18 protein-coding genes are annotated in these 25,563 nt (G+C 72.9%); 11 read left to right on the top strand and 7 right to left on the bottom strand.

Annotated features, from left to right (window positions below; genetic code table 11):
* The first annotated feature begins 69 nt into the window (after positions 1-69).
* Positions 70-2,559: a glycosyltransferase gene (locus tag DEJ22_RS10095; RefSeq protein WP_111227025.1), complete on the top strand. Its 2,490-nt coding sequence runs from the start codon at positions 70-72 to the stop codon at positions 2,557-2,559.
* A complete protein-coding gene (locus tag DEJ22_RS10090) occupies positions 2,556-4,709 on the top strand; it encodes a DUF7657 domain-containing protein (RefSeq protein ID WP_146241744.1) in 2,154 nt (717 codons plus the stop codon). Before DEJ22_RS10095 ends, DEJ22_RS10090 begins: the two co-directional genes overlap by 4 nt.
* Before the next feature lie 61 nt (positions 4,710-4,770).
* On the opposite strand, the gene DEJ22_RS10085 is transcribed toward DEJ22_RS10090, so the two are convergent.
* Entirely contained in the window at positions 4,771-5,247 is a 477-nt protein-coding gene (locus DEJ22_RS10085; protein ID WP_111227022.1) for a GtrA family protein, read from the bottom strand.
* Positions 5,248-5,371: 124 nt separating this feature from the next.
* On the opposite strand from DEJ22_RS10085, the gene DEJ22_RS10080 reads away from it, so the two are divergent.
* Positions 5,372-6,412, top strand: a complete 1,041-nt coding sequence (locus tag DEJ22_RS10080) for a glycosyltransferase family 2 protein (RefSeq protein ID WP_111227021.1) — start codon at positions 5,372-5,374, stop codon at positions 6,410-6,412.
* A 244-nt stretch (positions 6,413-6,656) separates the two neighbouring features.
* Here DEJ22_RS10080 and DEJ22_RS10075 read toward each other — a convergent pair whose 3' ends face one another.
* Positions 6,657-8,507, bottom strand: a complete 1,851-nt coding sequence (locus DEJ22_RS10075) for a glycoside hydrolase family 25 domain-containing protein (protein WP_181430768.1) — start codon at positions 8,505-8,507, stop codon at positions 6,657-6,659.
* Positions 8,508-8,622: 115 nt separating this feature from the next.
* Entirely contained in the window at positions 8,623-9,930 is a 1,308-nt protein-coding gene (locus DEJ22_RS10070) for an exopolysaccharide production protein (RefSeq protein ID WP_111227020.1), read from the bottom strand.
* Between the two features lie 207 nt (positions 9,931-10,137).
* Here DEJ22_RS10070 and DEJ22_RS10065 point away from each other — a divergent pair, with 207 nt between their 5' ends.
* The gene (locus tag DEJ22_RS10065) at positions 10,138-11,481 is read left to right on the top strand and encodes a hypothetical protein (RefSeq protein ID WP_111227019.1); all 1,344 of its coding nucleotides are present in this window, start codon (positions 10,138-10,140) and stop codon (positions 11,479-11,481) included.
* Between the two features lie 60 nt (positions 11,482-11,541).
* Here the strand turns inward: DEJ22_RS10065 and DEJ22_RS10060 are convergent, their stop codons facing one another.
* Complete coding sequence (locus DEJ22_RS10060; protein WP_111227018.1) at positions 11,542-12,921, bottom strand: O-antigen ligase family protein; 1,380 nt, start codon at positions 12,919-12,921, stop codon at positions 11,542-11,544.
* A 20-nt stretch (positions 12,922-12,941) separates the two neighbouring features.
* Positions 12,942-15,035: an acyltransferase family protein gene (locus DEJ22_RS10055; protein WP_111227017.1), complete on the bottom strand. Its 2,094-nt coding sequence runs from the start codon at positions 15,033-15,035 to the stop codon at positions 12,942-12,944.
* A 96-nt stretch (positions 15,036-15,131) separates the two neighbouring features.
* Between DEJ22_RS10055 and manA the strand changes: the two genes are divergently transcribed.
* From manA to DEJ22_RS10030, 5 genes are all read left to right on the top strand, one after another.
* On the top strand, positions 15,132-16,340 hold the full coding sequence (gene manA, locus DEJ22_RS10050; protein WP_111227016.1) for a mannose-6-phosphate isomerase, class I: 1,209 nt from the start codon (positions 15,132-15,134) through the stop codon (positions 16,338-16,340).
* Positions 16,341-16,394: 54 nt separating this feature from the next.
* Entirely contained in the window at positions 16,395-17,357 is a 963-nt protein-coding gene (gene galE, locus DEJ22_RS10045; protein WP_111227015.1) for a UDP-glucose 4-epimerase GalE, read from the top strand.
* 170 nt (positions 17,358-17,527) lie between these two features.
* On the top strand, positions 17,528-17,866 hold the full coding sequence (locus DEJ22_RS10040) for a WhiB family transcriptional regulator (protein WP_502861845.1): 339 nt from the start codon (positions 17,528-17,530) through the stop codon (positions 17,864-17,866).
* 152 nt (positions 17,867-18,018) lie between these two features.
* Complete coding sequence (locus DEJ22_RS10035) at positions 18,019-20,886, top strand: glycosyltransferase family 2 protein (protein WP_146241743.1); 2,868 nt, start codon at positions 18,019-18,021, stop codon at positions 20,884-20,886.
* The gene (locus DEJ22_RS10030) at positions 20,883-22,286 is read left to right on the top strand and encodes a DUF5719 family protein (RefSeq protein WP_111227012.1); all 1,404 of its coding nucleotides are present in this window, start codon (positions 20,883-20,885) and stop codon (positions 22,284-22,286) included. Before DEJ22_RS10035 ends, DEJ22_RS10030 begins: the two co-directional genes overlap by 4 nt.
* Before the next feature lie 58 nt (positions 22,287-22,344).
* On the opposite strand, the gene DEJ22_RS10025 is transcribed toward DEJ22_RS10030, so the two are convergent.
* On the bottom strand, positions 22,345-22,785 hold the full coding sequence (locus DEJ22_RS10025; RefSeq protein WP_111227011.1) for a metallopeptidase family protein: 441 nt from the start codon (positions 22,783-22,785) through the stop codon (positions 22,345-22,347).
* A gap of 79 nt (positions 22,786-22,864) precedes the next feature.
* On the opposite strand from DEJ22_RS10025, the gene DEJ22_RS10020 reads away from it, so the two are divergent.
* Positions 22,865-23,116: a DUF3499 family protein gene (locus DEJ22_RS10020; protein WP_111227010.1), complete on the top strand. Its 252-nt coding sequence runs from the start codon at positions 22,865-22,867 to the stop codon at positions 23,114-23,116.
* A gap of 58 nt (positions 23,117-23,174) precedes the next feature.
* On the top strand, positions 23,175-24,653 hold the full coding sequence (ahcY, locus tag DEJ22_RS10015) for an adenosylhomocysteinase (RefSeq protein ID WP_111227009.1): 1,479 nt from the start codon (positions 23,175-23,177) through the stop codon (positions 24,651-24,653).
* Positions 24,654-24,693: 40 nt separating this feature from the next.
* On the opposite strand, the gene DEJ22_RS10010 is transcribed toward ahcY, so the two are convergent.
* Complete coding sequence (locus DEJ22_RS10010) at positions 24,694-25,563, bottom strand: RDD family protein (protein ID WP_111227008.1); 870 nt, start codon at positions 25,561-25,563, stop codon at positions 24,694-24,696.

Raw genomic sequence — 25,563 nt, 5'->3', positions numbered from 1 at the left:
GGTGTTCCCCGCACGACAGACCGTCGTGGCGGTCCTGCACGGGCCGGACAGCCTGACGAAAGGGTTCGAGTGAGCGAGCGCAAGGCGGGGGTCGTCTCCGTCGTCCTGGTGAACTACAAGGGCACGGACGACACCCTCACGAGCATCGCCGGACTGGTGGACCAGGACTGGCCGGCGGACAAGCTCGAGATCGTCGTCGTCGACAACGAGTCCGGGCCGGAGCACGTCGGCCGACTCAAGGCGTCTGACCTGCCGTTCACCCTCGTGGAGGCCGGTGGGAACCTGGGCTTCACCGGCGGCTGCAACCTCGGCGTCGCGCACACCTCGGGCGAGTACGTCGCGTTCCTCAACAACGACGCGCGCCCGGACCGCAGCTGGATCCGAGAGGCGGTCGCGACCTTCGCCTCCGGTCGTGACATCGGCGCCGTGGCGAGCAAGGTGCTCGACTGGGAGGGCGTCGACATCGACTTCACCGAGGCTGCGATGACCTGGTACGGCATGGGCTACAAGCCGCACGCCGGGTCCCCGGACACCGGCCGGTGGGAGAACGAGACCGACGTGCTGTTCGGCACGGGCGCGGCGATGTTCATCCGTGCCGACCTGTTCGAGCAGCTCGGCGGCTTCGACGACCGCTACTTCATGTTCTACGAGGACGTCGACCTGGGGTGGCGCCTCAACCTGCTCGGCTGGCGCTTCCGCTACCAGCCGCGCTCGGTCGCCTACCACAAGCACCACGCGTCCATGAACAAGCTCGGGTCGTTCCGCGAGACCTACCTGCTCGAGCGGAACGCCCTGTTCACCCTCTACAAGAACCTCGGCGACGAGCAGCTCCGGGCCGCGCTGCCCGGTGCCCTCGCGCTCGCCGTCCGACGAGCGATCGGACGCGGCGAGCTCGACTCCTCCTCGCTCGACATCCGACGCCCCGGCAACGACGCCGAGCCGGACCTGCCGGTCTCGAAGACCACGATGGCCGGGATCTTCGGCATCGACCGCTTCGTCGAGGAACTGCCGTCGATGACGGAGTCCCGTCGCGAGGTGCAGGCGACGCGCGTCAAGAGCGACCGCGAGCTCCTCCGGCTCTTCGGCAACCGCGACGAGCCCGCCTACCCGATCGAGTCCTACCTCGCCGGGTACGACAAGATCGTGCACTCGCTCGGCGTGCTCGAGGTGGGGCAGCGCCGGCGCGTGCTCATCGTCACCGGTGACGCCATCGGCGAGAAGATGGCCGGGCCGGCGATCCGGGCCACGAACATGGCGAAGCAGCTGTCCGGGGAGCACGACGTCCGCGTGATCAGCCTGACGCGATCGTCGCAGATCGACCCCGCCTACGAGGTCGTCACCGTCCCGCACCGCCACCCGCGGCAGATGGTCGAGCACGAGGCCTGGGCGGACGTGATCATCGTGCAGGGCCACGCGCTCCGGCTCTTCCCCGTGCTCGAGTCGACGGCGAAGATCCTCGTGGTCGACGTCTACGACCCGCTCCACCTCGAGCAGCTCGAACAGGGTCGCAGCGAGGACGTCGACGCCTGGGACCGCCAGATCCTCGACGCCTCCGACACGCTCAACCACCAGCTGGAGCTGGGGGACTACTTCATCTGCGCCTCCGAGCGGCAGCGCCTGTTCTGGCTCGGTCAGCTCGCCGGTTCGGGCCGCGTGAACGCGCGCACCTACTCGCGTGACCCGGAGCTGCGGAGCCTGATCGGCGTCGTGCCGTTCGGGCTCTCCTCGACGCCGCCCGTGCACACGGACAACGTCGTGAAGGGCGTCGTCCCCGGGATCGGACCCGACGACAAGCTCGTGGTCTGGGGCGGTGGGATCTACGACTGGTTCGACCCGATCACGCTGGTCCGTTCGATGGGTGAACTCGCCGCGCGCCGCCCGGAGGTCCGCCTCTTCTTCATGGGCGTGCAGCACCCGAACCCCGACGTGCCCGAGATGGACATCGTGGCCAAGGTCCGCGCGGAGTCCGACGCGCTCGGGCTGACCGGGAAGAACGTGTTCTTCAACGAGTCCTGGATCCCCTACGAGGAGCGCGGCGCGTACCTCGCGGAGGCGGACGCGGGGGTCTCCACGCACTACGAGCACCTCGAGACCACGTTCTCGTTCCGGACGCGCATCCTCGACTACCTCTGGGCGACCCTGCCGATCGTCACGACCGGCGGTGACTCCTTCGCGGAGCTCGTCGACGCCGAGGGGCTCGGCGTGGTCGTCCCCGAGCAGGACGTCACCGCTCTGGCCGACGCGCTGGAGACGGTGCTGTTCGACGCTCCCGCGCGTGGCCGGTTCGTGCAGAACGTCGCACGCGTGCGCGAGCAGTTCACGTGGGAGAACGTCCTCGAGCCGCTCGTCGAGTTCTGCCGGAACCCGATCCGGGCCGCGGACAAGACCGTCCGCGCGTCGAGCGGGCTGCCCGAGCCGCACGAGATGCGCGTGCGCGTCCCGGAGCGTCGGAAGCTGCACGGGATCCGCTACGACCTGGGTCGTGCGGTGCACTACCTCCGGACGGAGGGGCCGCGCAGCGTCGCGGCCAAGGTCAAGCACCGCATCACGACCCGATGAGCACCAGTACGACCGACCGGGCCCGGGCGACGGTCCCGGCAGCCGTCTCGTCGTTCGCCGCCTGGGTGGCTCGGTGGGTGGAGCCGCGGGTGTCGGGGTTGCCGCGGGTGTGGGTCGTGGTGTGGTTCCCGGTGTTGGTGGTCCTGGTGTTGGGGGTGCTGACGGCGTTGGGGATCTCGGGGTCGTCGACGGGCAACTACTGGGGGTTCTTCGGCCAGGGTGCTGATCCGGGGTTGATGGCGGGTGAGCCGCGGCCGATCCGGACGGACGAGTGGTTGGTGCAGTCGTCGTGGATCGTGTCGCAGGTGCAGCAGGGGTTCCCGGTGGTGAACCAGACGTTGCCGGGCGGGATGGACGCGACGATCCAGAACGATCTGCCGTCGTGGGACTGGTCGACGTTGTTCCGGCCGCACGTGTGGGGTTTCCTGGTGATGCCGCTGGCGCAGGGGATGGCGGTGCGGTGGTGGTTGCCGTTCGCTGGGTTGCTGGTCGGGGCGTACGTGTTCCTTGTGACGGTGATGCCGCGTCGGCCGGTGACGGCTGCGTTGTTGGCGGTGGCGTTGGGGTTCAGCCCGTTGGTGGGGTGGTGGTTCCTGCCGACGACGATCTTCCCGTACGCGTGGGCGTTCGCGGTGTTGGTCGCGGTGCTGTGGGGTGTGCGGTCGTCGTCGCGGTGGGCTCGGTGGGTGTCAGCTGGGGTGGCGGGCTACCTGACGGTGACGTTGGCGATGTCGATCTACGTGCCGTACGCGGTCCCCGCGGTGGTGGTCGTCGCGTTCGTCACCATCGGACTCGTGCTCGGCATGCGATGGCCGGCGCTCCGTGTGCGTCGTGCGACGGGCGCAACGGGCAGCCCTGACAGTGCTGACCGTTCGGTCGGAGCGGGCGGTGTCCTCGCGTCCGCTGCGCAGCCCGCGGTGTCGTGGCGACGCATCTTCGTCGGGTTGGCCCCGCTCGTCGGTGCGGTGGTCGCCGCCGCCGTGGTCCTCGTGGTGTGGGTCGCGACGCGGCTCGACACGGTCCGTGCGGTCCTCGGCACGGTCTACCCGGGGCACCGCACCGAGTTCGCGGGCTCGCTCGACCGGGAGGGGATCGTCTCCGTCTTCGGCGCGCCCTTCGGCGGTGCGCTGCAGAACGGTGTGGCGCAGGGGCTCGGTCCGAACCAGTCCGAGGCCGCGGCGCCGCTCATGACGATCGTCTTCCTGGTGCCGGTGCTCGTCTGGCTGCTCGTCCGCTCCGTCGTGGCGGCGCGTGCCGCCGGGTCCACCCGTCGGCTCGACTGGCCGGTGCTCTCGGTCCTGGTCGTGCTCACCGTCCTGTGGCTGTTCCTGCTGGTCCCCGGGTGGACGCCGATCGCGAACCTGCTCGGTCTGACACGCTCGACCGACGGACGACTCCGGCTCGCGTTCGACCTGCTCGCCGTCATCGGCATCGGGCTCGCGGTCGCGCGGCTCGACCGCGACCACGTCCGCACACGGTGGTGGGTCGCCCTGTCCGGCGGTGTCGTCGCGGCCGCGTCGGTCGCGTGCGTCTGGTACGAGCTCCGCCGCGGGCAGGAGCCCGCACTCGCAGCCGCCGCGCACTGGAAGGTCGTCGCGGTGCTGCTCGTCGTCGCCGTCGTCCTGATCGGCTTCCGTCTGGTCCTGCCCGGCGTCGCAGCGCTCACGGTGGCGACGTTGCTGGTGGGGTTGGGGGTCAACCCGTTGTACCGAGGGGTGTTCGAGTTGCCGGTGGACACGAAGGCGGGTCGTGCGATCGAGGCGATCGAGGCGAAGGAACCTGGTGCTCGGTGGGTGGGGATCGGGTCGACGGTGCAGACGGCGATGCTGGTGGAGTCCGGGGTGCCCGCGTACAACGGCGTGCAGACGTACCCGCCGCGTGAGATGTGGCACCAGATCGATCCGTCGGGCAGGTACGAGAACGCGTGGAACCGGTTGGCGAACGTGAACTGGACGGTGGGTGCGGGGGAGCCGGTGGTGACGAATCCGGTGCGCGACCAGGTGTTGGTGACGTTCGATGCGTGTAGTTCGTTCGCGCAGAAGAACGTGCAGTACGTGTTGTCGGACGTGCCGGTGTCGTCGGCGTGCCTGCGTGAGGTGCGGGACCTGCGGCAGGGCGGTCTGGACATGCACATCTACCGGGTCGACTGACCCCACCCGACGACGGGAGGCGCGGTACCAGCTGGTACCGCGCCTCCCGTCGTCCCGGTGGTCAGCTGATCTCGGCGATCGCCTCTGCACCGCCCTCGCGGTCGTCCTTGAACACGAACTTCCCGTAGGCGAAGTAGCGGAACACCGTCGCCACGGCCTGACCGACCAGCGTGCCGGCGACGTTGTCGGCCACCGGGGAGTCGAGGTGCAGGACGTACCGCGAGAAGGCCAGGCAGCCGAGCTGCAGCAGGATCGCGACGACGTTGATGGCGGCGAACACCAGGAAGCTCCGCAGCGTCTGGGAGCCGGCGCGGTCGCGGAACGTCCACAGCCTGCTGCCGAAGTAGGTGACGACGCTCGCCACCGCGATCGCGATGACCTTGCCGAGCAGGGGGACCGCGAAGAGCGGGCCCGACCCGCCCCAGAACACCAGCGCGTTGTACACGGCGGCGTCGACGAGGAACCCGACGCCGCCGACGACGAGGAACGACCCCCCGCGTCGGAGGTGTCCCAGGAACCAGCCGGTGGCGTTCGTCACGTGTCCTCTTCCCGGCCCGTGGTCGGCGTCAGCCGAGCCCGCGCACCTGTTAGCCTCTCGCAGGGGATTCGTGCTCACGTCCCCGCCGTTCGACGGATCCAAGACCACTGAAGGACCCTACCCCGTGACTCACGACGACCTCGTCATCGCTGCCATCGTGCCCTGCCACAACGAGGCACCGGCCATCCACAAGGTGGTCACCGACCTCAAGGCAGCCGTGCCCGGCATCCACGTGTACGTCTACGACAACAACAGCACGGACGGCACCGACGAGGTCGCGCGCCGGGCGGGGGCCGAGGTCCGGTACGAGCACACGAAGGGCAAGGGCAACGTCATCCGCCGGGCGTTCGGCGACATCGACGCGGACGTCTACCTGATGATCGACGGCGACGACACGTACGACGCCGCGGCGGCGCCCGAGATGATCCGCACCCTGCTCGAGGGGCCCTACGACCACATCCTCGGCGTCCGGCAGGACGACCCGGAGGCGACCGCGTACCGACCGGGCCACGAGGCCGGCAACCGGATGTTCAACCGGGTCGTCGGCAAGCTCTTCGGGACGCCCGTGTCCGACATGCTCAGCGGCTACCGGGTCATGTCCCGTCGCTTCGTGAAGTCCTTCCCCGCGCTGTCGCGGGAGTTCGAGACCGAGACCGAGCTCACGGTGCACGTGATGAACCTGCGCGTACCGCACACCGAGGTCCCGGTCGGGTTCAAGGACCGTGCCGAGGGCACCGAGTCGAAGCTGAACACCTACAGCGACGGCTTCAAGATCCTGTCGCTCATCGCGCACCTCATCCGCTTCGAGCGACCCGTGCTGTTCCACGGGATCATGGGCGCGATCTTCGCCGTGGTCGCGATCGTCCTCGCGATCCCGCTGTTCATCGAGTACGGGCGCACCGGACTGGTCCCGCGCTTCCCGACCGCGTTCCTCGCCGCGTCGCTCATGGTGATCGCGTTCCTGACGTGGATCCTCGGCTTCATCCTCGAGGGCGTCACGCGGCTGCGTCGCGAGACGAGCCGGTTGAACTACCTGACCTACTCGGCACCCGGGACCTCGACGCGGCGGCTCCCGGTCGACCACCCGAGCCAGGCGTCGGACCGTGCGACGGAGGCGCCGCGGGCGCTCCGCACCGAGCAGGGCGGCGACGCCGCGGGGCGCTGACCGCTCGGCGACGGACGACGCGACACGTCCGACGCACCGACGACGCGGGACCCGTGGGGTCCCGCGTCGTCGTCGTGGTGGACGTCGTCGCCGCGGGTCGGTGTCCCGGGCCGTCGTGCCGGGGCCGGTGTCCCCGATCGGCGTCGTCCCGAGCGTCGTCGCAGAGGTCGCAGAGGTCGCCACGGTCGCCGGGGTCGCCGGGGTCGCGTGACCCTCGACGTGCCGACCGGAGCCTCCGGCGCGGTCAGACGCAGGACGCGTTGCGGTCGAAGCCGCCGGCCACGTACTGCGTCATCTCGATCCGGCTCCCGCCGGTGAGGGGGGTGCCGGAGCACGCCTGCTGCGCGGCGGCGAGGGTCGGCGCCCCGGTCGCGATCCAACTCGGCAGCCGGTACAGCGGGCTCGAGGCAGGGACGGACCCGACGATGGCGGTCCACTGGAACGAGGTGGAGTACAGACCGACCTGCGCACCGCGCGAGGTCAGGTACGCGGCCATGCCCTCGAGGTCTGCGCGGTTCTGGGAGCGGTCCGCCTGCCAAGTCCCCTCGGTCTCGACGTCGAGCCACCAACGGTACGCGGTCGGGTCGGAGATCCCACGGACGGTGGCGTCCTCGACCGCCCGCGTCCAGCCGTACACGTACGAGCAGGCGGCGTCGTACCCGCCCGTGCAGGTCCCGTAGGGGTTCGGCACGGTCCCGCCGCCGTTCGGCAGCGTGTTGCTCGTCGGCCAGACCGACGCCTGGCGACCCGGGTTCGCGGTGTTCACGTACAGCTGGACGCGCGCCTGGGACGTCCCACCGGACGACCGGTCGGCCCATGCCAGCTGGGACGACAGGCAGGGGTTCGTGTTGTTGGCCAGCCCGCCGTTGACGCCGACGACGGCGAAGGCGGCGTCGGTCGGGAGCGGGGACCCGCACTGCGGCCAGGACACGTCGACGCCGGTGCCGGAGGCCGAGGTGCCGTCGAGGAAGTACCCGGAGACGTCGACGTGGTCGACGGCGGTCCCACGCGAGACCTTGGCCTGGAACGCGCGCGCTGCGGTCGACCCGGTCACCTTCGTGATGACCGCCGCGGAGACCTCCTCGCCGGCCCGGAACACCTGGGCGGCGACGGACGCGTCCTGTCCCGCCGGTGTGACCCGGAGGTAGCCGTCGGAGGACGTGCCCTGCACCTCGACGTTCGCGACGACCGCGGTGGCCGTCCCCGGGACGCCGCCGAGGCCCGTCGCACGCACCGTGCGCGGAGTGTTGCCCAGGGTGCCCGTCTCGATGCGGGTCGTGTCGACGGGGGCGAAGACGGAGCCGGTCGACGACGCGGAGTAGTACCCGGCGACGTCCATGTACACGGTGGCCGTCCCGCGGGACAGGCGGACCTGCGCGGAACCGTCGACGAGGCGCACGATCGCGAGGTTCGACACCGTGCGGCCGGCGGTGAACTCCTGGGTCGCCACCGACGCGTCCCGGCCGAGCGGGGTGAGGCGGGTGTACCCGTCTGCCGTCGGCGCGTTGGTCTCGACGTTCACCACCACGGCGGTCGCGTCGGCCGGCACGCCGCCCCTGCCGGCGAACTGCACGGGCACCGGCGTCGTGCCGACCGTCGGCGACGCGACGCGGACGGTCGGCAGCGGTGTGAAGGTCGATCCGCTGCCGGCGGCGTAGTAGCCGGAGACGTCGAGCATGAGCCGCGCCGAGCCCGCCGACACCTTCACCTGCACGGCGCCGGACGTGAGCTTCACGGTCGCGAGGTTCGAGATCGTCCGGCCCGCGGGGAACTCCTGCAGCGCGACGCGGGCGTCGTTCCCGGCGGGAGTGATGCGCACGTAGCCGGCCGCGGTCGGCGCCTCCGTCTCGACGTTGACCACGACCGCGGTGGCGTTCGCCGGCACCCCCGCCCGGCCGGCGATCGGGACGACGACCGGGGTCGTGCCCACGGAACCGTCGAACACCCGCGCGGTGTCGAGCGGTGTGTACCGGGACCCGGTGGCGGTCGCGGTCGGCACCGCGGCGTGCGCGTCGGCGGTCGGCACACCGACGGCGGCGGTGGTGAGGGCCGAGACCGCCAGCAGCGCGGTCACGACACGGGAGACGAAGGGCATGCCAGCTCCTGTCGGTGACGGGCCGCCCCCTGCGGCCCGAGGTGATGCTAGTGGCCGGGGCACGGTCACCGCGAGCCCCGCCCGGACGGGGTCGCTCGTCAGCCCTGGTCGCCCGTCACGCCTGGTCGCGCGGCAGGTGCCGCCGCCACGAGCGCCGTCGGGCTGCCACGACGATCACGGTCGCGAACAGCATCAGGCCCGCGCCGTGCAGCAGGTAGCTCTCAGCGGTGCTCGTGACCGCGAGGAGCACGAGCACAGCGGCCGGCCACACGTAGGCGACACCGGGGAAGGTCGTCGCGGTGACCCAGGCGCGGGCGAACGCCAGCCCGCCCGCGACCGCGAGCAGGAGCGCGCCCGCGAGTCCGACCTGGAGGTACGCGTCCACGAAGGCGTCGAGCCCGGAGGTGAACCGCACGCCCGACGGGTCGATGAGGGTGGTGAAGGGGAAGACGTCCTCGGTCGGCCAGGTGCCGACCCAGCCGCGACCCTGCATCGGATCCTGTTCGCCGAGCAGCCGGATCTGCGCCCAGAGGCCGAGCCGCGTCGCCGTCCCGCCGGCGGCACCGATCTCGGCGAGCACCCGGTGCCGGAACAGGACCGTCAGCACGAGCATGCCCAGGACGGCGCCGCCGAGCACGGTGTTCACGATCGGTCGCGTCGTCGGCGCTGCGTGCCGGAGCGCCCAGATCGCCAGGGCCGTCACGGCCAGCGCGATCATGGCGATCCCGGTGATGGGGGACTGCACGAGCATGAGCGCGATCACGGCCAGCGCGGTGGAGGCGACCGCGCGCCAGGTGGTGACCGACCGGGTGAGGAACTCGACCACGAAGGTGACCAGGGCGGTCGCGGCCACGAAGCCCATGAAGTTGCGGTTGCCCCCGATCCCCTGGATCGGACCACCGTACGCGATGTCGCCCTGGATGCCGAAGGCGGGGATCGGGACGTCGAGCACGAGCCCGGAGAGCACCTCGAGACCGAGCGCCACGACGAGCAGGATGCGGAAGGCGTCGCCGGCCGCGCGGATGACCTGCACGAGGTCGCGACCGAGCGCCAGGTAGAGCCCGAGCCCGACGAAGCAGACCGTCTCGACCACCCCGCGCAGGGCGTACCAGGAGTACTCGCTCCAGAGCACGCTGAGCCCGCAGAAGCCGACGAAGGCGAGCAGCGAGAGGGGCAGGACGCCGTGCCACTCGATGCGGTAGCGCTGGCCGAGCAGGCTCAACCCGGCGAGCACGACGAGGGTGACGAGCGCGGCCCACGCGCCGGCGGTGCCGACCATGGCGTGGACGGCGGGTTCGCCGAACGCGAAGAGCAGGATCGCCGTCGCGAGCGCCTGGCTGAAGCGCCCGCCCGCCGAGAAGCCGATCCAGGCGGACAGGTAGCGCCGAGCGAGCGCTCGTCTGCTCAGCCCGTGGTCCGTCACGCCTCCATCCTCTCGCACCGGACCGGGAGTCACCGTCGCATCGCGGAGCGTCGATATCGCGGAACGCGATGACTCGGCTAGGTTCAGCCGTCGATGGAGCACCGAGCCGACCCGCCACCGCTGTCCACGTCAGAGCGTCGGGCCGCAGGACGATCCTCCCGTCGAACGCCCGGACCCCCCTGGATCGAGGCTGCTCTCGCCGTCGTCGTGCTCGTCGGCGCCGCCGGAACGGCCTGGTGGCGGCTCGGTCCGGTGGCGCGGGGGACCGCCTGGGCCGAGGACGGTGGGCTGTTCCTCCGCGAGCGCCTCGCGCACGGTGTCGACGGGACGCTCCTGCGCGCCTACGCCGGCTACCTGCACCTCGTCCCACGTCTGGTCGTCGACGTGGCCGTGCACCGCCCCGTCGAGCAGTACGCGCTGACGGTGTCCGCGGCTTCCTGCGTGGTGGTGGGCGTCGTCGCCGCGACCGTGTTCCTGCTGTCCCGCGACGTCCTCCCCGGTCGGCCGCTGCGGTTGCTGCTCGCCGCGGTGCCGGTCCTGCTCCCGCTGGCCCCGGTCGAGATCTCGGGCAACGCGGCGAACCTGCACTGGTACGCGCTCGTCCTCGTCCCCTGGCTGTTCGCGCACCGTGCGCGGTCCTGGTGGGGCGCGACGGTCATCGCGGCGTTCGCCCTGGCGGCGACGCTCACCGAGCTCCAGACCGTCGTCTTCCTGCCGCTCCTCGTGCTGGCCTGGTGGCCGACGGCCCCGGCCGCACCGGCCCGTCCCACCGGTCCCGCCCGTCGAGTGCGGCGTCCGGCGCGGCTCCGCGCCCTCCCGGTCACGGTCGCGGCCCTCGCCGGCGGGACGGCGCAGGTGGCGACGGCCCTGACCACCGAGCGGGCCTCGGAGCGCGGGCACCCGGCCGTCGCCGACGTCGTCGTCGGGTACCTGTTCCAGCCGGTGGCCGGCCTCTGGGACCGGCGGGTGGCGCCGGTGGGTGCAGCGGTGGCCGCGCACGGCGGCTGGGTGCTGGTCGTGCCGGCGCTCGCGGTCCTCGCGGTGCTCGTGGTCGCCTTCCTCGTCGCGCCGTGGCGTGCCCGGTCCCTGCTCGTCGCGCTCGCCGGTGGGTCCGTCTCGGTGTGGACGGGCGCGCTGCTCGCCAACGTCTCGGCGGACGGTCGGTGGAGCACGCTCGACGCCACCGGGCTCGCCGCGGTGGGCCCGAGCCGGTACGCGGCGGCCGCCGGCATGCTCCTGCTGTCCGCGTTGGTCCTGGCTGCGGCGCTGCTGGTCGACCGCGGGGCGGCTCGGGTGCCCGGGGCCCGGCCGGGAGGCGTGGTGCACGTCCTCCGGTCGGCCGTCGGTTGGTGCGTGGTCGCGCTGGTCGTCGCGACGAACGTCGCGAACGCCGCGCCGGGTGCGTCGACGCGGAGCGACGGCCCGGTGTGGGCGCCGCAGGTCCGGGACGCGGTGCCGGAGTGCCGGGCCGACCCGACGCGGGTGCTCGAGGTGCGGACGGCGCCGTGGTCGGCGCAGGTGCCCTGCGCCCTCGTGCTGCGGGACCGCTGACAAGTGACCGCTGACCCGGGACCGCTGACCCGGATCGCCGATCCGGTGCTGCGTTGGCGGTCAGTCCGCGGTCGCGCCCCGGAACGCGCGCGCGGCGACGGGGATCCGCGGTCCGTCACCCGTCGAGGCGGGCTCCTCACCGACGAGCACCGTCCGCGTCTTGATCGCGACCACCGCGAGGAGGACCCAGTTGCCCTGGTAGAGCAGGCGGGACTCGGCGACCGCCTGCACGAGGAGCGCAACGACGACCAGGAGCGGGAAGAGCGACACCGGGTCGAAGCCGCGGGGCCGCAGGTCCGGTCCGTACGGGGTCCGGGTCGCACACCACCAGGAGCGCACGAGCGTCGACACGACGTACAGGGCGAAGAGGACCAGCCCGACGACGCCGGTCTGCATGAGGACGTCGAGGGCGGCGTCGTGCGCCTGCAGGTACGTCACACCGTTCCGGTGCGCGATGTCGGCGAGCGCCGGGATGTTCGGCCACCAGTAGCCGATCCAGCCCCACCCGAGGACGGGGTGCTGGTCGACGAGCCCGAGCACCGCCGACCAGATCTCGCCGCGGCCGGTGAGGTCGGACGACTTGCCGAGGAGCCCCGTGAGCGTCCCGCGGGCCGCGACGCCGACGACGGCCAGGACGACGGCGGCGACCGCGACGGCCAGGTAGCGGGGAGCTCGCCTCCCGCTCGGCGCCCGGCGGACGAGGAGCGCGACCACGGCCGCGAGGACGACCACGACGGCGGCGACGAGGACGGTCGAGGACCGGGTGAGCGCGAGCACGAGGACGCCGACCGCGAGCCAGGCGGCGGCGCGGCCGCGGTGCAGCCGCCCCTCGGCGAGCTGGACGGCGACCGCGACGAGTGCGAGCAGGGCCACCATGGCCAGCAGGTTCGCGTTCCCCGGCAGCCCCTGGATCCGACCGCCGGTGAACAGCTCGGCGCGCGAGAAGTAGAAGGCGTCCGGGATGTCCCGGTCGCCGTAGTGCGTCCAGATCGGCGCGATCGGGTGGCGGACCACGACGGCCACGACGGCCTCGAACAGCAGCGAGAGCCCGAGCACCCAGCGCAGTGCGGCGGACACCGCGTCGAGCAGGCGCCGCCAGCTGAGCGTCGAAGCGATCGCGAACGCGACGAGCACGCAGAGCAGCTGGGCGACCATGCTCGCCAGGGTGGCCGCACGCCAGTGCGACCACGCGACGCTGAGCAGGCACCAGCCCAGGAACAGCCAGAGGGAGCGCGGCGTACGGCTGAGCGGCGGACGGGCGCGCACGACGACCGCGATGCCCCAGCCGGCCAGGGCGGCCCACACCGCGGCGGCGGCGTACCAGGTGATCGTGTTCGGCACGGCGTCGCCGGCGAACAGCACGCCGATGACCGCGGTGGCGAAGGCGAAGGCCTCGCGCTCGGGCACGGTCCCGCGGGCCAGCGGCCAGGTGTTCGTCACGGCGACCAGGCTACCGCCGGTCAGCGTCCGAGCGAGTCGAGCGCGCGCGCGATGTCCGCGCCGAGGTAGGGCGCGAGCGTGGTCGCGAAGGTCGCGGTCAGGTGGGTCGGATCGCGGTGGACGAGCACGCCGCCGACCACGGCCGGGCAGCTCGTCGTGGTGCAGTACCAGTCGGTCAGGTCGACGAAGCGTGCGCGGTCGCCGATCTCCCGGACCGCCTGCTCGGAACCGTCGAAGGAGGCCAGGGCCTCGCTGCGCGGGAGGTCGCACTCCGTCGTCGTCGGGCCCGACATCCGACCGAGGCAGGTCATCACGTCGTCGCGGGCGACCGGGTTGTCCCGGATCGCGATCACCGGCACCCCTGCGTCGACGGCCGACCGCCAGGCGCCGACGAGCCCGTCGACGGTGGCCTGCTCGGTGGTGGTCCCCGCCGGAGCCACGACCGGGGACTTCGTCGTCGCGTGGGTGACGACGACGGCGTCGAGTCCCGGGTGCGCCGAGATCCACGTCGTCGCGGACCGTTTCCACTCGTCGCACGAGTCGGTGTACGCCTGCGACGGGGCCTGTTGCACGGCGGTCGTCAGGTAGCAGCCGATGTGCCCCGCGACGTCGATGCGCCAGTTCCGCTGCTCCGCGATCGCCGCGTACGCACTCAGCAGCGCGTTGTTGTGCGAGTCGCCGATCGCCGCGAGGTGCTTCGTGTACCCGGTCCGGGGACCGACCGTGCAGACGTTGAAGTCGGCGGTCGTGTTCGACCAGCACGCGTCCCGGTTCACGTCGTCCTCAGCGGCCGCGGCCGGCGTCGGGACGCGGACGTCGGCGAGCCGCGGGTCGGTGCAGGGGTCCGCGGACCCGATCCGGGCGGCCGCGCCGAAGCAGGCGACGTCACCCGTCTCGAGTGAGCGCTGGAACGCCGCCGCCTGCGCCTGCTGCACCTGCAGCGCCCCGAGCGTCGACCCGCCGAGCGCGACGACCAGGAGGGTGCTCACGGCACCCCACAGCGCGACCCTGCGGGGACGGAGGGAACGGAACCGGTCGGAGAACCGGAGCGGTTCCTCGACCAGCAGCGTGGTGACGGTCGCGAGGACGGCCGTGCCGAGCAGGACGAGCAGCTTGTCGCGCGTACCGAGGGCGTGCCCGGTCGCGATCGGCAGCAGGACGACTGCCGGCCAGTGCCAGAGGTACACGGCGTAGGAGGTCCGCCCGACGAAGGCGACCGGGGCGAGCCGACCGACGGCCTGCAGTCCGCTCCGGGCGCCGAACAGGACGACGAGGGTCGCTCCCGCGACCGGCAGCAGCGCCGCGGAGCCCGGGAACGGGGTCGACGGGGTGATGACGACGAGCGACGCCACCAGCAGGGCGGTGCCCAGCCACGCGCCTCCCGTCCGGACCCACGCGACCGCCGGTCGGACGGCAGACGAGAGGACGACCGTCGACGCGAGCCCGCCCAGGGCGAACTCCCATGCACGCGTGGCGGTGGAGAAGTAGGCGATGCCCGGGGCGGAGCGGGTCTCGACCAGGCTCCAGGCGAGCGAGGCGAGCACCACCACGCCGAGCAGGACCCGAGCGGTCCGCACCGGCGACCACCACGGTGCGCGCCGGAGCAGGGCCGCCAGGACGACGAGCAGCACGGGGAGGACGATGTAGAACTGCTCCTCGACCGACAGCGACCAGAAGTGCTGGAACGGCGACGGCTGGTTGTCCGACGCCAGGTAGTCGACCGAATCGGACGCCAGCTGCCAGTTCTGCACGTAGAGCGTCGAGGCGATGAGCTCGCGGCCGTACTGCCCCCAGAGGGTGCTCGGGACGAGCACGAGGACCGCGGCGCCGGTGCCGAGCAGCGTGAGCGATGCGCCGGGCAGGAGCCGCTTCGCGCGTCGGGCCCAGAACCGCCCGAGGGCGATCCGTCCGCTCGCCGCCTGCTCACGCAGCAGGTGCCCCGTGATGAGGAAGCCGGAGATGACGAAGAACACGTCCACGCCGACGAACCCGCCGGGCAGGCGGTTCGGCCACAGGTGGTAGGCCACGACCGACAGGACGGCGAAGGCGCGCAGGCCCTGCACGTCCCACCGGGTGCTGCCGGACCGGCGCGGGCGCTCGGACTGCTCAGACATCGCGAAGAGTCTACGTATCGCGGATCGTCCATCCCGGTCGGGTGCGCGTGGTCGCCGCCGAGCCGTCCGGTCGGCCCGGGCCGGTACGCTCGCCCCATGTTCCTCGGCATCACCAACACGCCACGCGACTACGCCTGGGGCTCGGCCACCGCCATCCCCGAACTCCTCGGCCGGACCGTCACGGGTGCGCCGCAGGCGGAGCTCTGGCTCGGCGCGCACGCCGGCAGTCCGAGCGTGGTCGTCAACCCGGCCATGGTCGGCGGTGCGGACACCCTGCGCGACTGGATCGAGGCCGAGCCGCAGGAAGCCCTCGGCGCGGACCGCAGCGGTCTGCCGTTCCTGCTGAAGCTCCTCGCGGCAGCTGCGCCGCTGTCCCTGCAGGCGCACCCCACCCCCGAGCAGGCGGAGGAGGGCTTCGCACGTGAGGAAGCGGCGGGCATCCCGCTCGACGACCCGGCGCGGAACTACAAGGACCCGTTCCCGAAGCCCGAACTCGTCGTCGCGCTCAGCGACCGCTTCGAGGCGCTCAGCGGCTTCCGCCCGGTCGCCGACACCGTGGCCGAGGTCGAGGCGCTCGACGCCGGGAGCGGCCGGCTCGGTCCGCTCCTGGCACACCTGTCCCAGGGGCTCGAGGACACCGTCCGCTGGCTCGAGACCGCCGACTCCTCGGCGCTCGCCGTGGTGCAGGCCGCGTCCGACCTCGCCGCCGCGGTCGCCGAGGGTGACCGCACCCCGAACGTGCAGACCGTCGTCGACCTGGCGGACGCGTACCCGGGTGACCCGGGCGTCGTCGTGTCGCTCCTCATGCACCGGGTCACCCTGACCACCGGCGAGGCCATGTACCTGCCCGCGGGCAACGTGCACGCGTACCTCGACGGCCTCGGCATCGAGCTCATGGCGCCCTCGGACAACGTGCTGCGCGGCGGCCTGACGTCGAAGCACGTCGACGTCCCGGAGCTCCTGCGCGTGCTGGACTTCACCGCGTACCCGGCTCCCGTCCTGACGCCGCAGCACCTCGACCAGGGGGTCGACCGGTTCGCACCGGAGGGCGTCGGGTTCGCCCTCGTCCGCGTCACCGGCGACGGCCGGCCCGTCGGCCTCGGCACGGGCGGTGTCGCGCCGCTCTGCGGACCGAGCATCGCGGTCTGCACCGCCGGCGCCGTGACGCTCGTCGGAGCCACGTCGGCGACCCTGCTGCGCCAGGGGGAGTCGTGCTACATCACGCCCGACGAGGGCGACGTCACCGTCGAGGCCGACGCCGGGACCGGGCTCACCTCGACGGTCTTCATCGCGACCGGTGCGTGAACACGCAGCCACCTGCGGCCCGTCCGGGCGGTGCCGTCCGCTAGCGTGACGAGCATGAGTTGGCTGGTCACCGGCGGTGCCGGGTACATCGGGTCCCACGTCGTCCGCGCGCTGCGGGCTGCCGGCATCGACACGGTCGCGTTCGACGACCTGTCGAGCGGGTTCCGCGGGTTCGTGCCGGAGGACGTGCCGTTCGTGGAGGGCACGATCCTCGACGGTGACCTGCTGGCCCGCACCCTGCGCGAGCACGCGGTGACCGGTGTGGTGCACGTGGCCGGCTTCAAGTACGCCGGGGTCTCGGTCGAGCGGCCGCTGCACACGTACGAGCAGAACGTCACCGGCACCGCGACGCTGCTGCGGGCGATGGCGGAGAACGGTGTGACGAAGGCGGTGTTCTCGTCGAGCGCCGCGGTCTACGGCACGCCGGACGTCGACGTCGTGGTCGAGGACACCCCGAAGGCGCCGGAGTCGCCGTACGGGGAGTCGAAGCTGATCGGGGAGTGGCTGCTGCGGGACATGGAGGTCGCTGCCGGCTTCGCGACGACGTCGCTCCGCTACTTCAACGTCGTCGGGTCTGGGGAGCCGGACCTGTACGACGCGAGCCCGCACAACCTGTTCCCGCTCGTCTTCGACGCCCTGCTCGCCGGTCGCACACCGCGGATCAACGGTGACGACTACGACACCCCGGACGGCACCTGCGTCCGCGACTACATCCACGTCGCCGACCTCGCGCACTCGCACGCGGTCGCGGCGCGGAAGCTCGAGGCGGGGGAGCAGCTCGAGCGTGCCTACAACCTCGGCAGCGGCGACGGTGTCAGCGTGCGGCAGATCATGGACGCGATGGCGGCCGGGACCGGGATCGCGTTCGAGCCCGAGGTCGCCCCGCGCCGTCCGGGGGACCCGGCCCGGATCGTCGCGACGGGCGAGGCCGCTGCCCGTGACCTCGAGTGGGCGATGCGCCACACGCTCGACGAGATGGTCTCCAGTGCGTGGGAAGCCCGCCGCCGCGTCGGTTAGGCCCCGGATCTGTCCCCCGTGAGCCGGACAGAACCGGTGCGACACGCCCGTACGGGGGACATGACACGCCGCGACGGTCAGCGCCTCCTATGATCCGCGACTTGACTTCCGACGAATGACACCGCTGTAATTACAGGCAACGGCTTCGGTCGTTGCAGGCCGTCGTCGACATGTCAGGGGTGATCAGGGTGAACGGTTCCGACTTCCATGCCGGCGTGCCGGAGGACTGGCACGTCGACCCGGTGTCGCTCGGCGTCCCCGGTGTCCGCCGGCCCGAAGCGGACGACGAGAACCCGCTCGCCTGGCAGGTCGACTCGCTGTGCGCGCAGACCGACCCCGAGGCGTTCTTCCCCGAGAAGGGCGGCTCGACGCGCGAGGCGAAGAAGATCTGCGGTTCGTGCGAGGTCCGGTCGCAGTGCCTGGAGTACGCGCTCGAGAACGACGAGCGGTTCGGCATCTGGGGCGGGCTCTCCGAGCGCGAGCGCCGGAAGCTCCGCCGCCGCGCCTGACGTCGCGCCCGCGCCCGTCAGCCTGCCGTCGACCGGCCAGGAGGCGCGGCTCGTCCCCGCCGGCCACCGCGCGTTGATGGTGTCCACAGGTTGACGGCACGCCGCCGTCGCGGACGGGCGCCACGCCTCCAGACCGTAGAGTGACGCGCGTCATGCAGCCCAGTCCCGCGCAGTCCCGGTCCGCCCAGCCCCGCGTCACCGCGGTCCTCGTGACCGCGAACGGCGGCGAGCACCTCGACCGGACCCTGGACGCCCTCGTCGCCCAGACCCGGCACCCCGACAACCTCGTCGTCGTCGACGTCGGGTCCACCGACGGATCGACGGCGGACATCCCGCTCGGCGGGTCCGCCGGACTCGTCCGCCTGCCCGCGGGCCGTCCCTTCGGCGAGGCCGCCGCGGTGGGGGAGCGCGAGGCGCCGACCACCGACCCGGACGACCCGGCCGACGAGTGGCTCTGGCTGCTGGGCCACGACAACGCGCCGGCCCCGACCGCCCTGGCCGAGATGCTCTCGGCCGTCGAGATCGCCCCGTCGGTCGCGGTCGCCGGACCCAAGCTGGTCTCGACCGAGGACTCGTCGGTCATCCGCGCCATGGGCGAGAGCACGACGCGCTTCGGCCGCTCGATCACCCTCGTGCAGGACGAACTCGACCAGGGCCAGCACGACCGGCACACCGACGTCATGGGCGTCGCCGCCGGCGGCATGCTCGTCCGGCGCTCCGTCTGGCGCGAGCTGAGCGGCTTCGATCCGGCGCTCCCGGACGTCGACGCCGCCCTCGACCTGTGCATCCGTGCGCGACTCGCCGGTCACCGCGTCGCCGTGGTGCCCGAAGCCCGCGTGACGAGTGCCGGACCGATCGAGGAGTTCGGACGCAAGCGCGTCAGCGAGGCGCGGCGCGTGCGCCTGCACCGCCAGGCGGAGCTGCACCGGCGCCTGACGTACGCACCGGCCGGGCTGCTGTGGCTCCACTGGCTGCTGCTCGTGCCGTCCGCGGTGGTCCGTGCCGTCGGGCACCTCGTCGCGAAGCACCCCGCCGCCGTGACGGGTGAGCTCGCGGCCGCCTTCGCGGTGGCCTTCGGCGGGGGCGTCCGACGTGCTCGGGCGAACGCCGCGCGGACACGGCGGGTCGGCTGGGCAGCGATCGAGCCCCTGCGGGTGAGCTGGCGTCGGGTGCACGAGCGCCGGACGACGTCGCGGGACGTCGAGCTCGCCCGGGTCGAGGACGCCCCGATCGCGCGCGCGTCGTTCCTCGGGGACGGCGGCGTCTGGGTGGTCCTGGCTGCCGCGGTCCTCAGCGTCGTGACGCTCGCGCCGCTCCTCGGCAGCCCGGCGGTCACGGGCGGCGGTCTCCTGCCCCTCAGCACCTCGGTCGGCCGGCTCTGGCAGAACGTCGGGTACGGCTGGCACTCGATCGGGACCGGGTCCACCGGGCCGAGCGACCCGTTCGCCGCGGTGCTCGCGGTGCTGGGCTCGATCACGTTCTGGTCGCCGTCGACCTCGGTGGTCGTCGTGCTCCTGCTCGCGTTCCCGTTGGCCGCCCTCGGTGCGTGGTTCGCGGTCCGCAAGGTGACGACCCGCACGTGGGTGCCCGTCGTCGGCGCCGCGCTCTGGACGATCGCCCCCGCGCTCGTCGGCGCCGTCACGACCGGGCACCTCGGCGCGGTCATCGCACACGTGCTCCTGCCCTGGCTGCTGCTCGCCGTGCTCGAGGCACACCGCTCGTGGGCCTGGGCGTCCGGGGCGTCGCTGCTCTTCGCCGTCGTGGCGGCGTCGGCACCGTCACTGCTGCCCGTGCTGCTGGTCGGCTGGCTCGTCGCGCTCGTCGTCGGGTGGCGTCGGGCGCACCGGCGCGTGTTCATCCCGGTGCCGGCCGCCGTGCTCTTCCTGCCGCTCGTGCTCGCCCAGGTCGCCCGCGGCAACCCGCTCGCGGTGTTCGCCGACCCCGGCGTCCCGTCCGCGACCCGTGCCCCCTCGGCGCTGCAGCTCGCGATCGGACAGCCCCTGCCGGACTGGAACGGGTGGCTGCCTGCGACGTCGCCGCTCGGCCTGGCCGCGACCGTGCTCCCCGTCGCGATGGCGGTCCTCGCGGTCCCGGTCGCGCTGCTCGCGATCGGCGCGCTGCTCGGGCACCGGTGGGCGGTCGCCGGTGCCGCGCTCCTGCTGGCACTGCTCGGCTACGCCACCGCCTTCGCGGCGACGCACGTCGCCGTGACGGGTGTCGGCTCGACGACCACCATCGTCTGGCCCGGGAGCGCGCTGTCGGTGATGTGGCTCGGGATCGTGCTGGCCGCGTGCATCGGCACGGACGTGCTACCGCGACTCGCACCGGTCGCCGGGCTCGTCGCGGCGGTGTTCGCCGGCGTCGCGGTCGCGCCCGCCTTCGCCGCCTCGACCCTCGGTGACACGGACCTCCAGCCGACCAGTGGGCGGGTCCTCAGTGCGTACGTGAACGCCGAGGCGCAGGCGAACCCGGACGTCGGCACGCTCGTCGTCGATCCGCAGACCGACGGCTCGCTGGCGGTCTCGCTCGAGCGTGGGCAGGGCTCGACGCTCGACGACCAGACGACGCTCGACGCCACGGCGCTGCGACTCGACCGCGCGGGCACGCAGCTCGCGACGCTCGCCGGCAACCTCGCGAGCCGCAGCGGCTACGACCCGGAACCGGCGCTGCGCGAGCTCGGCATCTCGTTCGTCCTGCTCGACGACGCCCCGGACGATGCCGAGGCACGGGCCGTGCACGACCGGGCCTCGGGCGCGATCGGTCAGGACGCCCGCTTCACGAGCATCGGTGAGACCCCCTCCGGCCGCTTGTTCCACTACGAGGGCGACGTCGACCGGATCGCGAGCGGGTCCGCGGCGACGCAGGCCACGCACGTGCTGTACCTCGTCGTGCTGGGCGTCGTGTTCGGCGCCGCCGCGCTGCTCGCCGTGCCCACCGCGCCGCGGCGGCGCCGTGCCACCTCGAACGTGATCGAGGCCGAGGAACCCGCCACCACCTTCGACGAGGAGCGCGACGAATGAGCACCACCACCGGCTCAGTCCGACGCTGGGTCGTCCGCGGCACCGCGACAGCGGTCGCCGTGGTCGTCGCCGCCGGCGCCGTCACCGCGGCGCACGCGATCGGCACCGAGGGCACCGCGGCCCGTCCTGCCGGTCGGACCGTCACCCCCGTGCCGGCCGATGCCGAGCGCGTGTGCGCCGGGAGCGCGCTGCGCCTGTCCGACGAGTCGGGCAACGACGCCACGACGGCGAGCACCGTCGGGTCGTCCGTGGTGGCGACGGCCACGACCGGCTCCCGGGTCGACCGGTCGACGCTGCGGCCGTCGTCGACCGGCGGCAGCGACCCGCAGCTCCTCACCGCGCCGGCGGGCGACACGACCCCGCAGGTCGCCGGCAGCAGCTCGCAGAGCGTGTCCTCGGGCGACCTGGTCGGCTTCGCCGCCGCGTCCTGCGACGACCCGGGGCAGTCGACGTGGCTCGTCGGCGGGTCCACGGAGACCGGCCGGACGAGCCTGGTGACCCTGTCGAACCCGACGGACGTCAACGCGACGGTCGACCTCGACGTCTACGACGCGTCCGGCACCGTCACGGCGCCGGGCACCACCGGCATCGTCGTCGCACCGAACACGCAGAAGGTCGTCCCGCTGTCGGGGTTCGTCTCCGACCAGGGGTCGACCGTCGTGCACGTGACGTCGTCCGGCGGGCAGATCGTCGCCCACATGCAGGAGAGCATCGTCCGGACGCTGACCCCGGGTGGCTACGACATCGTCTCCGGCGGGGCGGCTCCCGCCCGCACGCAGGTCATCCCCGCGGTCGTCCTCCGCGACGCCCAGGCGGCGCAGCGCGGTGACGACGCGGCCGACGCGGCCCCCGTGCTCCGCCTGTTCGTGCCCGGTGACCGTGCGGCGCGCGTCACCGTCGGGATCACCACCGCGGACGGCGGCGGGACCACCGTGAACGCCACGGCCGAGCCGGGCGTCGTCACGGACGTCGCGCTCGACGACTTCCCCGACGGTCGGTACTCGTTCACGGTGACGTCGACCGAGCCGGTGGTCGCCGGCGCGCGGACCACGGTGCCGACGGACGACGGCCGCACCGACCTCGGCTGGTTCGCGTCGGCCGAGGCGCTCGGGGACGAGGTCGTCACCGCGGTCGCGCCGGGCGGCGGTGCGCAGCTCACCCTGGTGAACCCGACGCGGTCGGACGCGACGGTGACCGTCCGCTCGGGGGACCGGACCCGGGACGTGGACGTGGCGTCGGGCGCGACGGCGACCGTGGGCGTGCCGGTCTCGAGCCAGCTGGTCCTCACGGGTGCCGAGGGGATCGTGGCCGGGGTCAGCTACGACGCGGACGACGGCGTCGCCGGGTTCCCGGTCCGGCCGGCGACGGATGTCTCGACCCCGCTGCGGGTCTACCCCTGATCGCGGCCCCGGATCCGGCGCCACGTCGGGGCCGGCGCTTCGCCCCGGCCGCCCGGGTTCACCAGTGCCGGTAGCGGTCGGGAGCCAGGTCCCACGGGTCCTTGTCGAGCAACTCGCCGACCGCGCGGAAGACGGCCGTCTCGACGATGACCCGGCGGTCGGTGTCGTCCTTCTCGGGGCTCCGCGTCACCCGCTCCACGGGGATCCGGAAGAGCGTCACCCGGCGCTCGTCCCGGTCCACGCGCCAGCGCGGCAGCCGGTCGGGGAGCGTCTGGTCCGTCGGCATGTCCGCGACCTGGAACACGACGCCCGCGAGCTCGTCCGGCCAGAGGCCGACCAGGTAGTGGGCGGTGTCCCCGACGATCCGGTCGAAGGTCTCGGCACGGGTGATCACAGGCGCGAGGTCCGGTCCGGTCACGCTCGACCGGCCGCCGCGGCCGTGCCGGGAACGGCCCCTGGCGCGGTCGACGGGGGTGACGAGACGAGGCTTCCGGCGCATCCCGCCATGGTACGCGGCGGGGGTGCGTCCCCTCGCGGCGCACGACCCCTGCGGGGCGACCGGTAGGGTCGGTGCCGGTATGGACGTACGGATCTGCAGCAAGGTCGCCTGTGGCGCGAGCGCGTCGGCGACCCTGACGTACGACTACGCCGACTCCATGGTCGTCGTCGGTCCGTTGTCGACACGGGTCGAACCGCACGGGTACGACCTGTGCGCGCGGCACGCGGCCCGCCTGCGGGTCCCTCGTGGCTGGGACGTCGTGCGTCGCGAGCCGCTCCGGCGCGACGCCGACCGACCCGCAGCCGCACCGGAGGGCACGGGCGCGTCCTGATCGGTCGTGCGCCGTCGTCTCCCGGTGCCCGCGGGTCCCGCCGTGCCAGACTGACGACATGTCGACCGAGACCAGCACCGCCGCACCGTTCCGCGTCGCCGACCTCGCCCTCGCCGAGGCGGGCCGACACCAGGTCCGACTCGCCGAGAACGAGATGCCGGGCCTGATGTCCCTGCGCGAGGAGTTCGGCGCCGCACAGCCGCTCGCCGGTGCGCGCATCGCTGGTTCGCTGCACATGACGGTCCAGACCGCCGTGCTCATCGAGACCCTGGTCGCCCTCGGCGCGCGGGTCCGCTGGGCGAGCTGCAACATCTTCTCGACGCAGGACGAAGCGGCGGCCGCCGTCGTGGTCGGGCCGACGGGGACGCCGGACGCACCTGCCGGCGTGCCCGTCTTCGCGTGGAAGGGCGAGACACTCGACGAGTACTGGTGGTGCACCGACCGGATCTTCGACTGGTCGTCCGAGGCGGCGGAGGCGGGCGCGGACTGGGCAGGTCCGAACCTGATCCTCGACGACGGCGGGGACGCCACCATGCTGCTGCACACCGGGGCGGACGCCGAGGCCGCGGGCAGTGTCCCGGAGGCCGGGGCGGACGCGAGCGCGGAGTGGCGGATCGTGCTGTCGACGGTCGCCGCGTCCCTCGAGCGGTCGAGCGACCGGTGGACCCGGATCGCCGCCGAGGTCGAGGGGGTCACGGAGGAGACCACCACGGGGGTGCACCGCCTGTACGAGCTGGCGCGGAAGGGGGAGCTGCGGTTCCCGGCGATCAACGTGAACGACTCGGTCACGAAGTCGAAGTTCGACAACAAGTACGGCATCCGTCACTCGCTGCCCGACGGGCTGAACCGGGCGACGGACGTGCTCATCGGCGGCAAGGTCGCGTTCGTGGTCGGGTACGGCGACGTCGGCAAGGGCGCCGCCGAGGCGCTCCGCGGCCAGGGCGCCCGGGTGGTCGTGTCCGAGGTGGACCCGATCTGCGCGCTGCAGGCCGCGATGGACGGCTACCAGGTCGCCCGGCTCGCGGACGTCGCGGACCAGGTCGACATCGTGGTCACCTGCACGGGCAACGTGGGGGTCGTGGGGGTCGACGAGATGCTCGCGCTGCAGCACCTGGCGGTCGTCGCGAACGTCGGACACTTCGACAACGAGATCGACATGGCGGGGCTCGAGGCGTTGCCCGGTGTCGAGAAGATCGAGATCAAGCCGCAGGTGCACGAGTGGCGTCTGCCGAACGGGCGCTCGATCCTCGTGCTCAGCGAGGGACGCCTGATGAACCTCGGCAACGCGACTGGGCACCCCTCGTTCGTGATGAGCAACTCGTTCACCAACCAGGTGCTGGCCCAGATCGAGCTGCACACCCGCCGTTCGGAGTACCCGACGGGCGTGTACGTGCTCCCGAAGCACCTCGACGAGAAGGTCGCGCGCCTGCACCTCGGTGCGCTCGGCGTGCAGCTGACCGAGCTCCGACCGGAGCAGGCGGCGTACATCGGCGTCCCCGTCGAGGGTCCCTACAAGCCCGACCACTACCGCTACTGACGACGCACGGCGACCGCCGCGCGGTGCGCCGCTCGTCGTGTCAGCGCGGGAAGCCCGGCGGTCGCGCCCCGGCGACCGCGGCGGCACCGTCGAGCAGCGCCGCCCTCGCGCGCAGCGCCCGCACGTCGCGCTCCCGCCGCACGGCGACCACCCCGGCCAGGAACACCTCGGGGTGGACGTCGGGCACCGGGTGGGCGTACTCGGCGACGGCCGCCGCGAGCGTCCGTGCCGTGGCCTCCCGCGCCTCCGGTCGCAGGTCGGCGACGGACCGGAAGAACGCGCCGAGACGGTCCTCGAGCCGCTGGGGCAGGGCCGACACGTCCGCCACGGCCGCCCACGGCACGAGCTCGACCGGCAGGAGCACCTGCACGTCCCGCCGGCGGGCACCGCGCTCGTGCTGCACGAAGGTCCCGGCGAGCAGGTCGCCGAGCCGCCGCGGCCGCGAGCCGAACAACGCGACGACGAAGGCCACGGAGCCCAGGGTGGACCAGAGCTCGAGCAGCCCGACGAGCGCGCGGGTGAACGCGTGTCGGAAGCCGATCGCTCCACCGTCCAGTCGCACGACGCGGGTCCCGGCGGCGTACCGTCCGACGCTCTTGCCCCGCGTGACGGTCTCGACACCGGCGGGGACGAGCACGAGCACCGTGACCCCGGCCCCGATGCCCAGGGGCAGGAGCCACACGGGGTCAGCGCCGGTCGGCCACACCCGCGAGACCCCGAACAGCAGCATGACGAGCAGCGTCACGAGGCACGCACCGTCGAGCAGCGCCGCCGCGAGCCGCAGCGCGATGCCCGCCGGCTGCACGTCGAGTGCGACGGCCTCACCGACGACGAGCTCGTCGGCGCTCTCGTCGAGCGCACCGCCGAAACGGGCGTCGGACAGGTCCCGTGGCACGCGCGTCTTCCCCAT

This window comes from Curtobacterium sp. MCSS17_007 (assembly GCF_003234175.2).
In the GTDB taxonomy this organism is placed as follows: Bacteria; Actinomycetota; Actinomycetes; order Actinomycetales; family Microbacteriaceae; genus Curtobacterium.
Note: the sequence above shows the minus strand (reverse complement) of the source record. Positions and strands in the feature narration are given on the sequence as shown.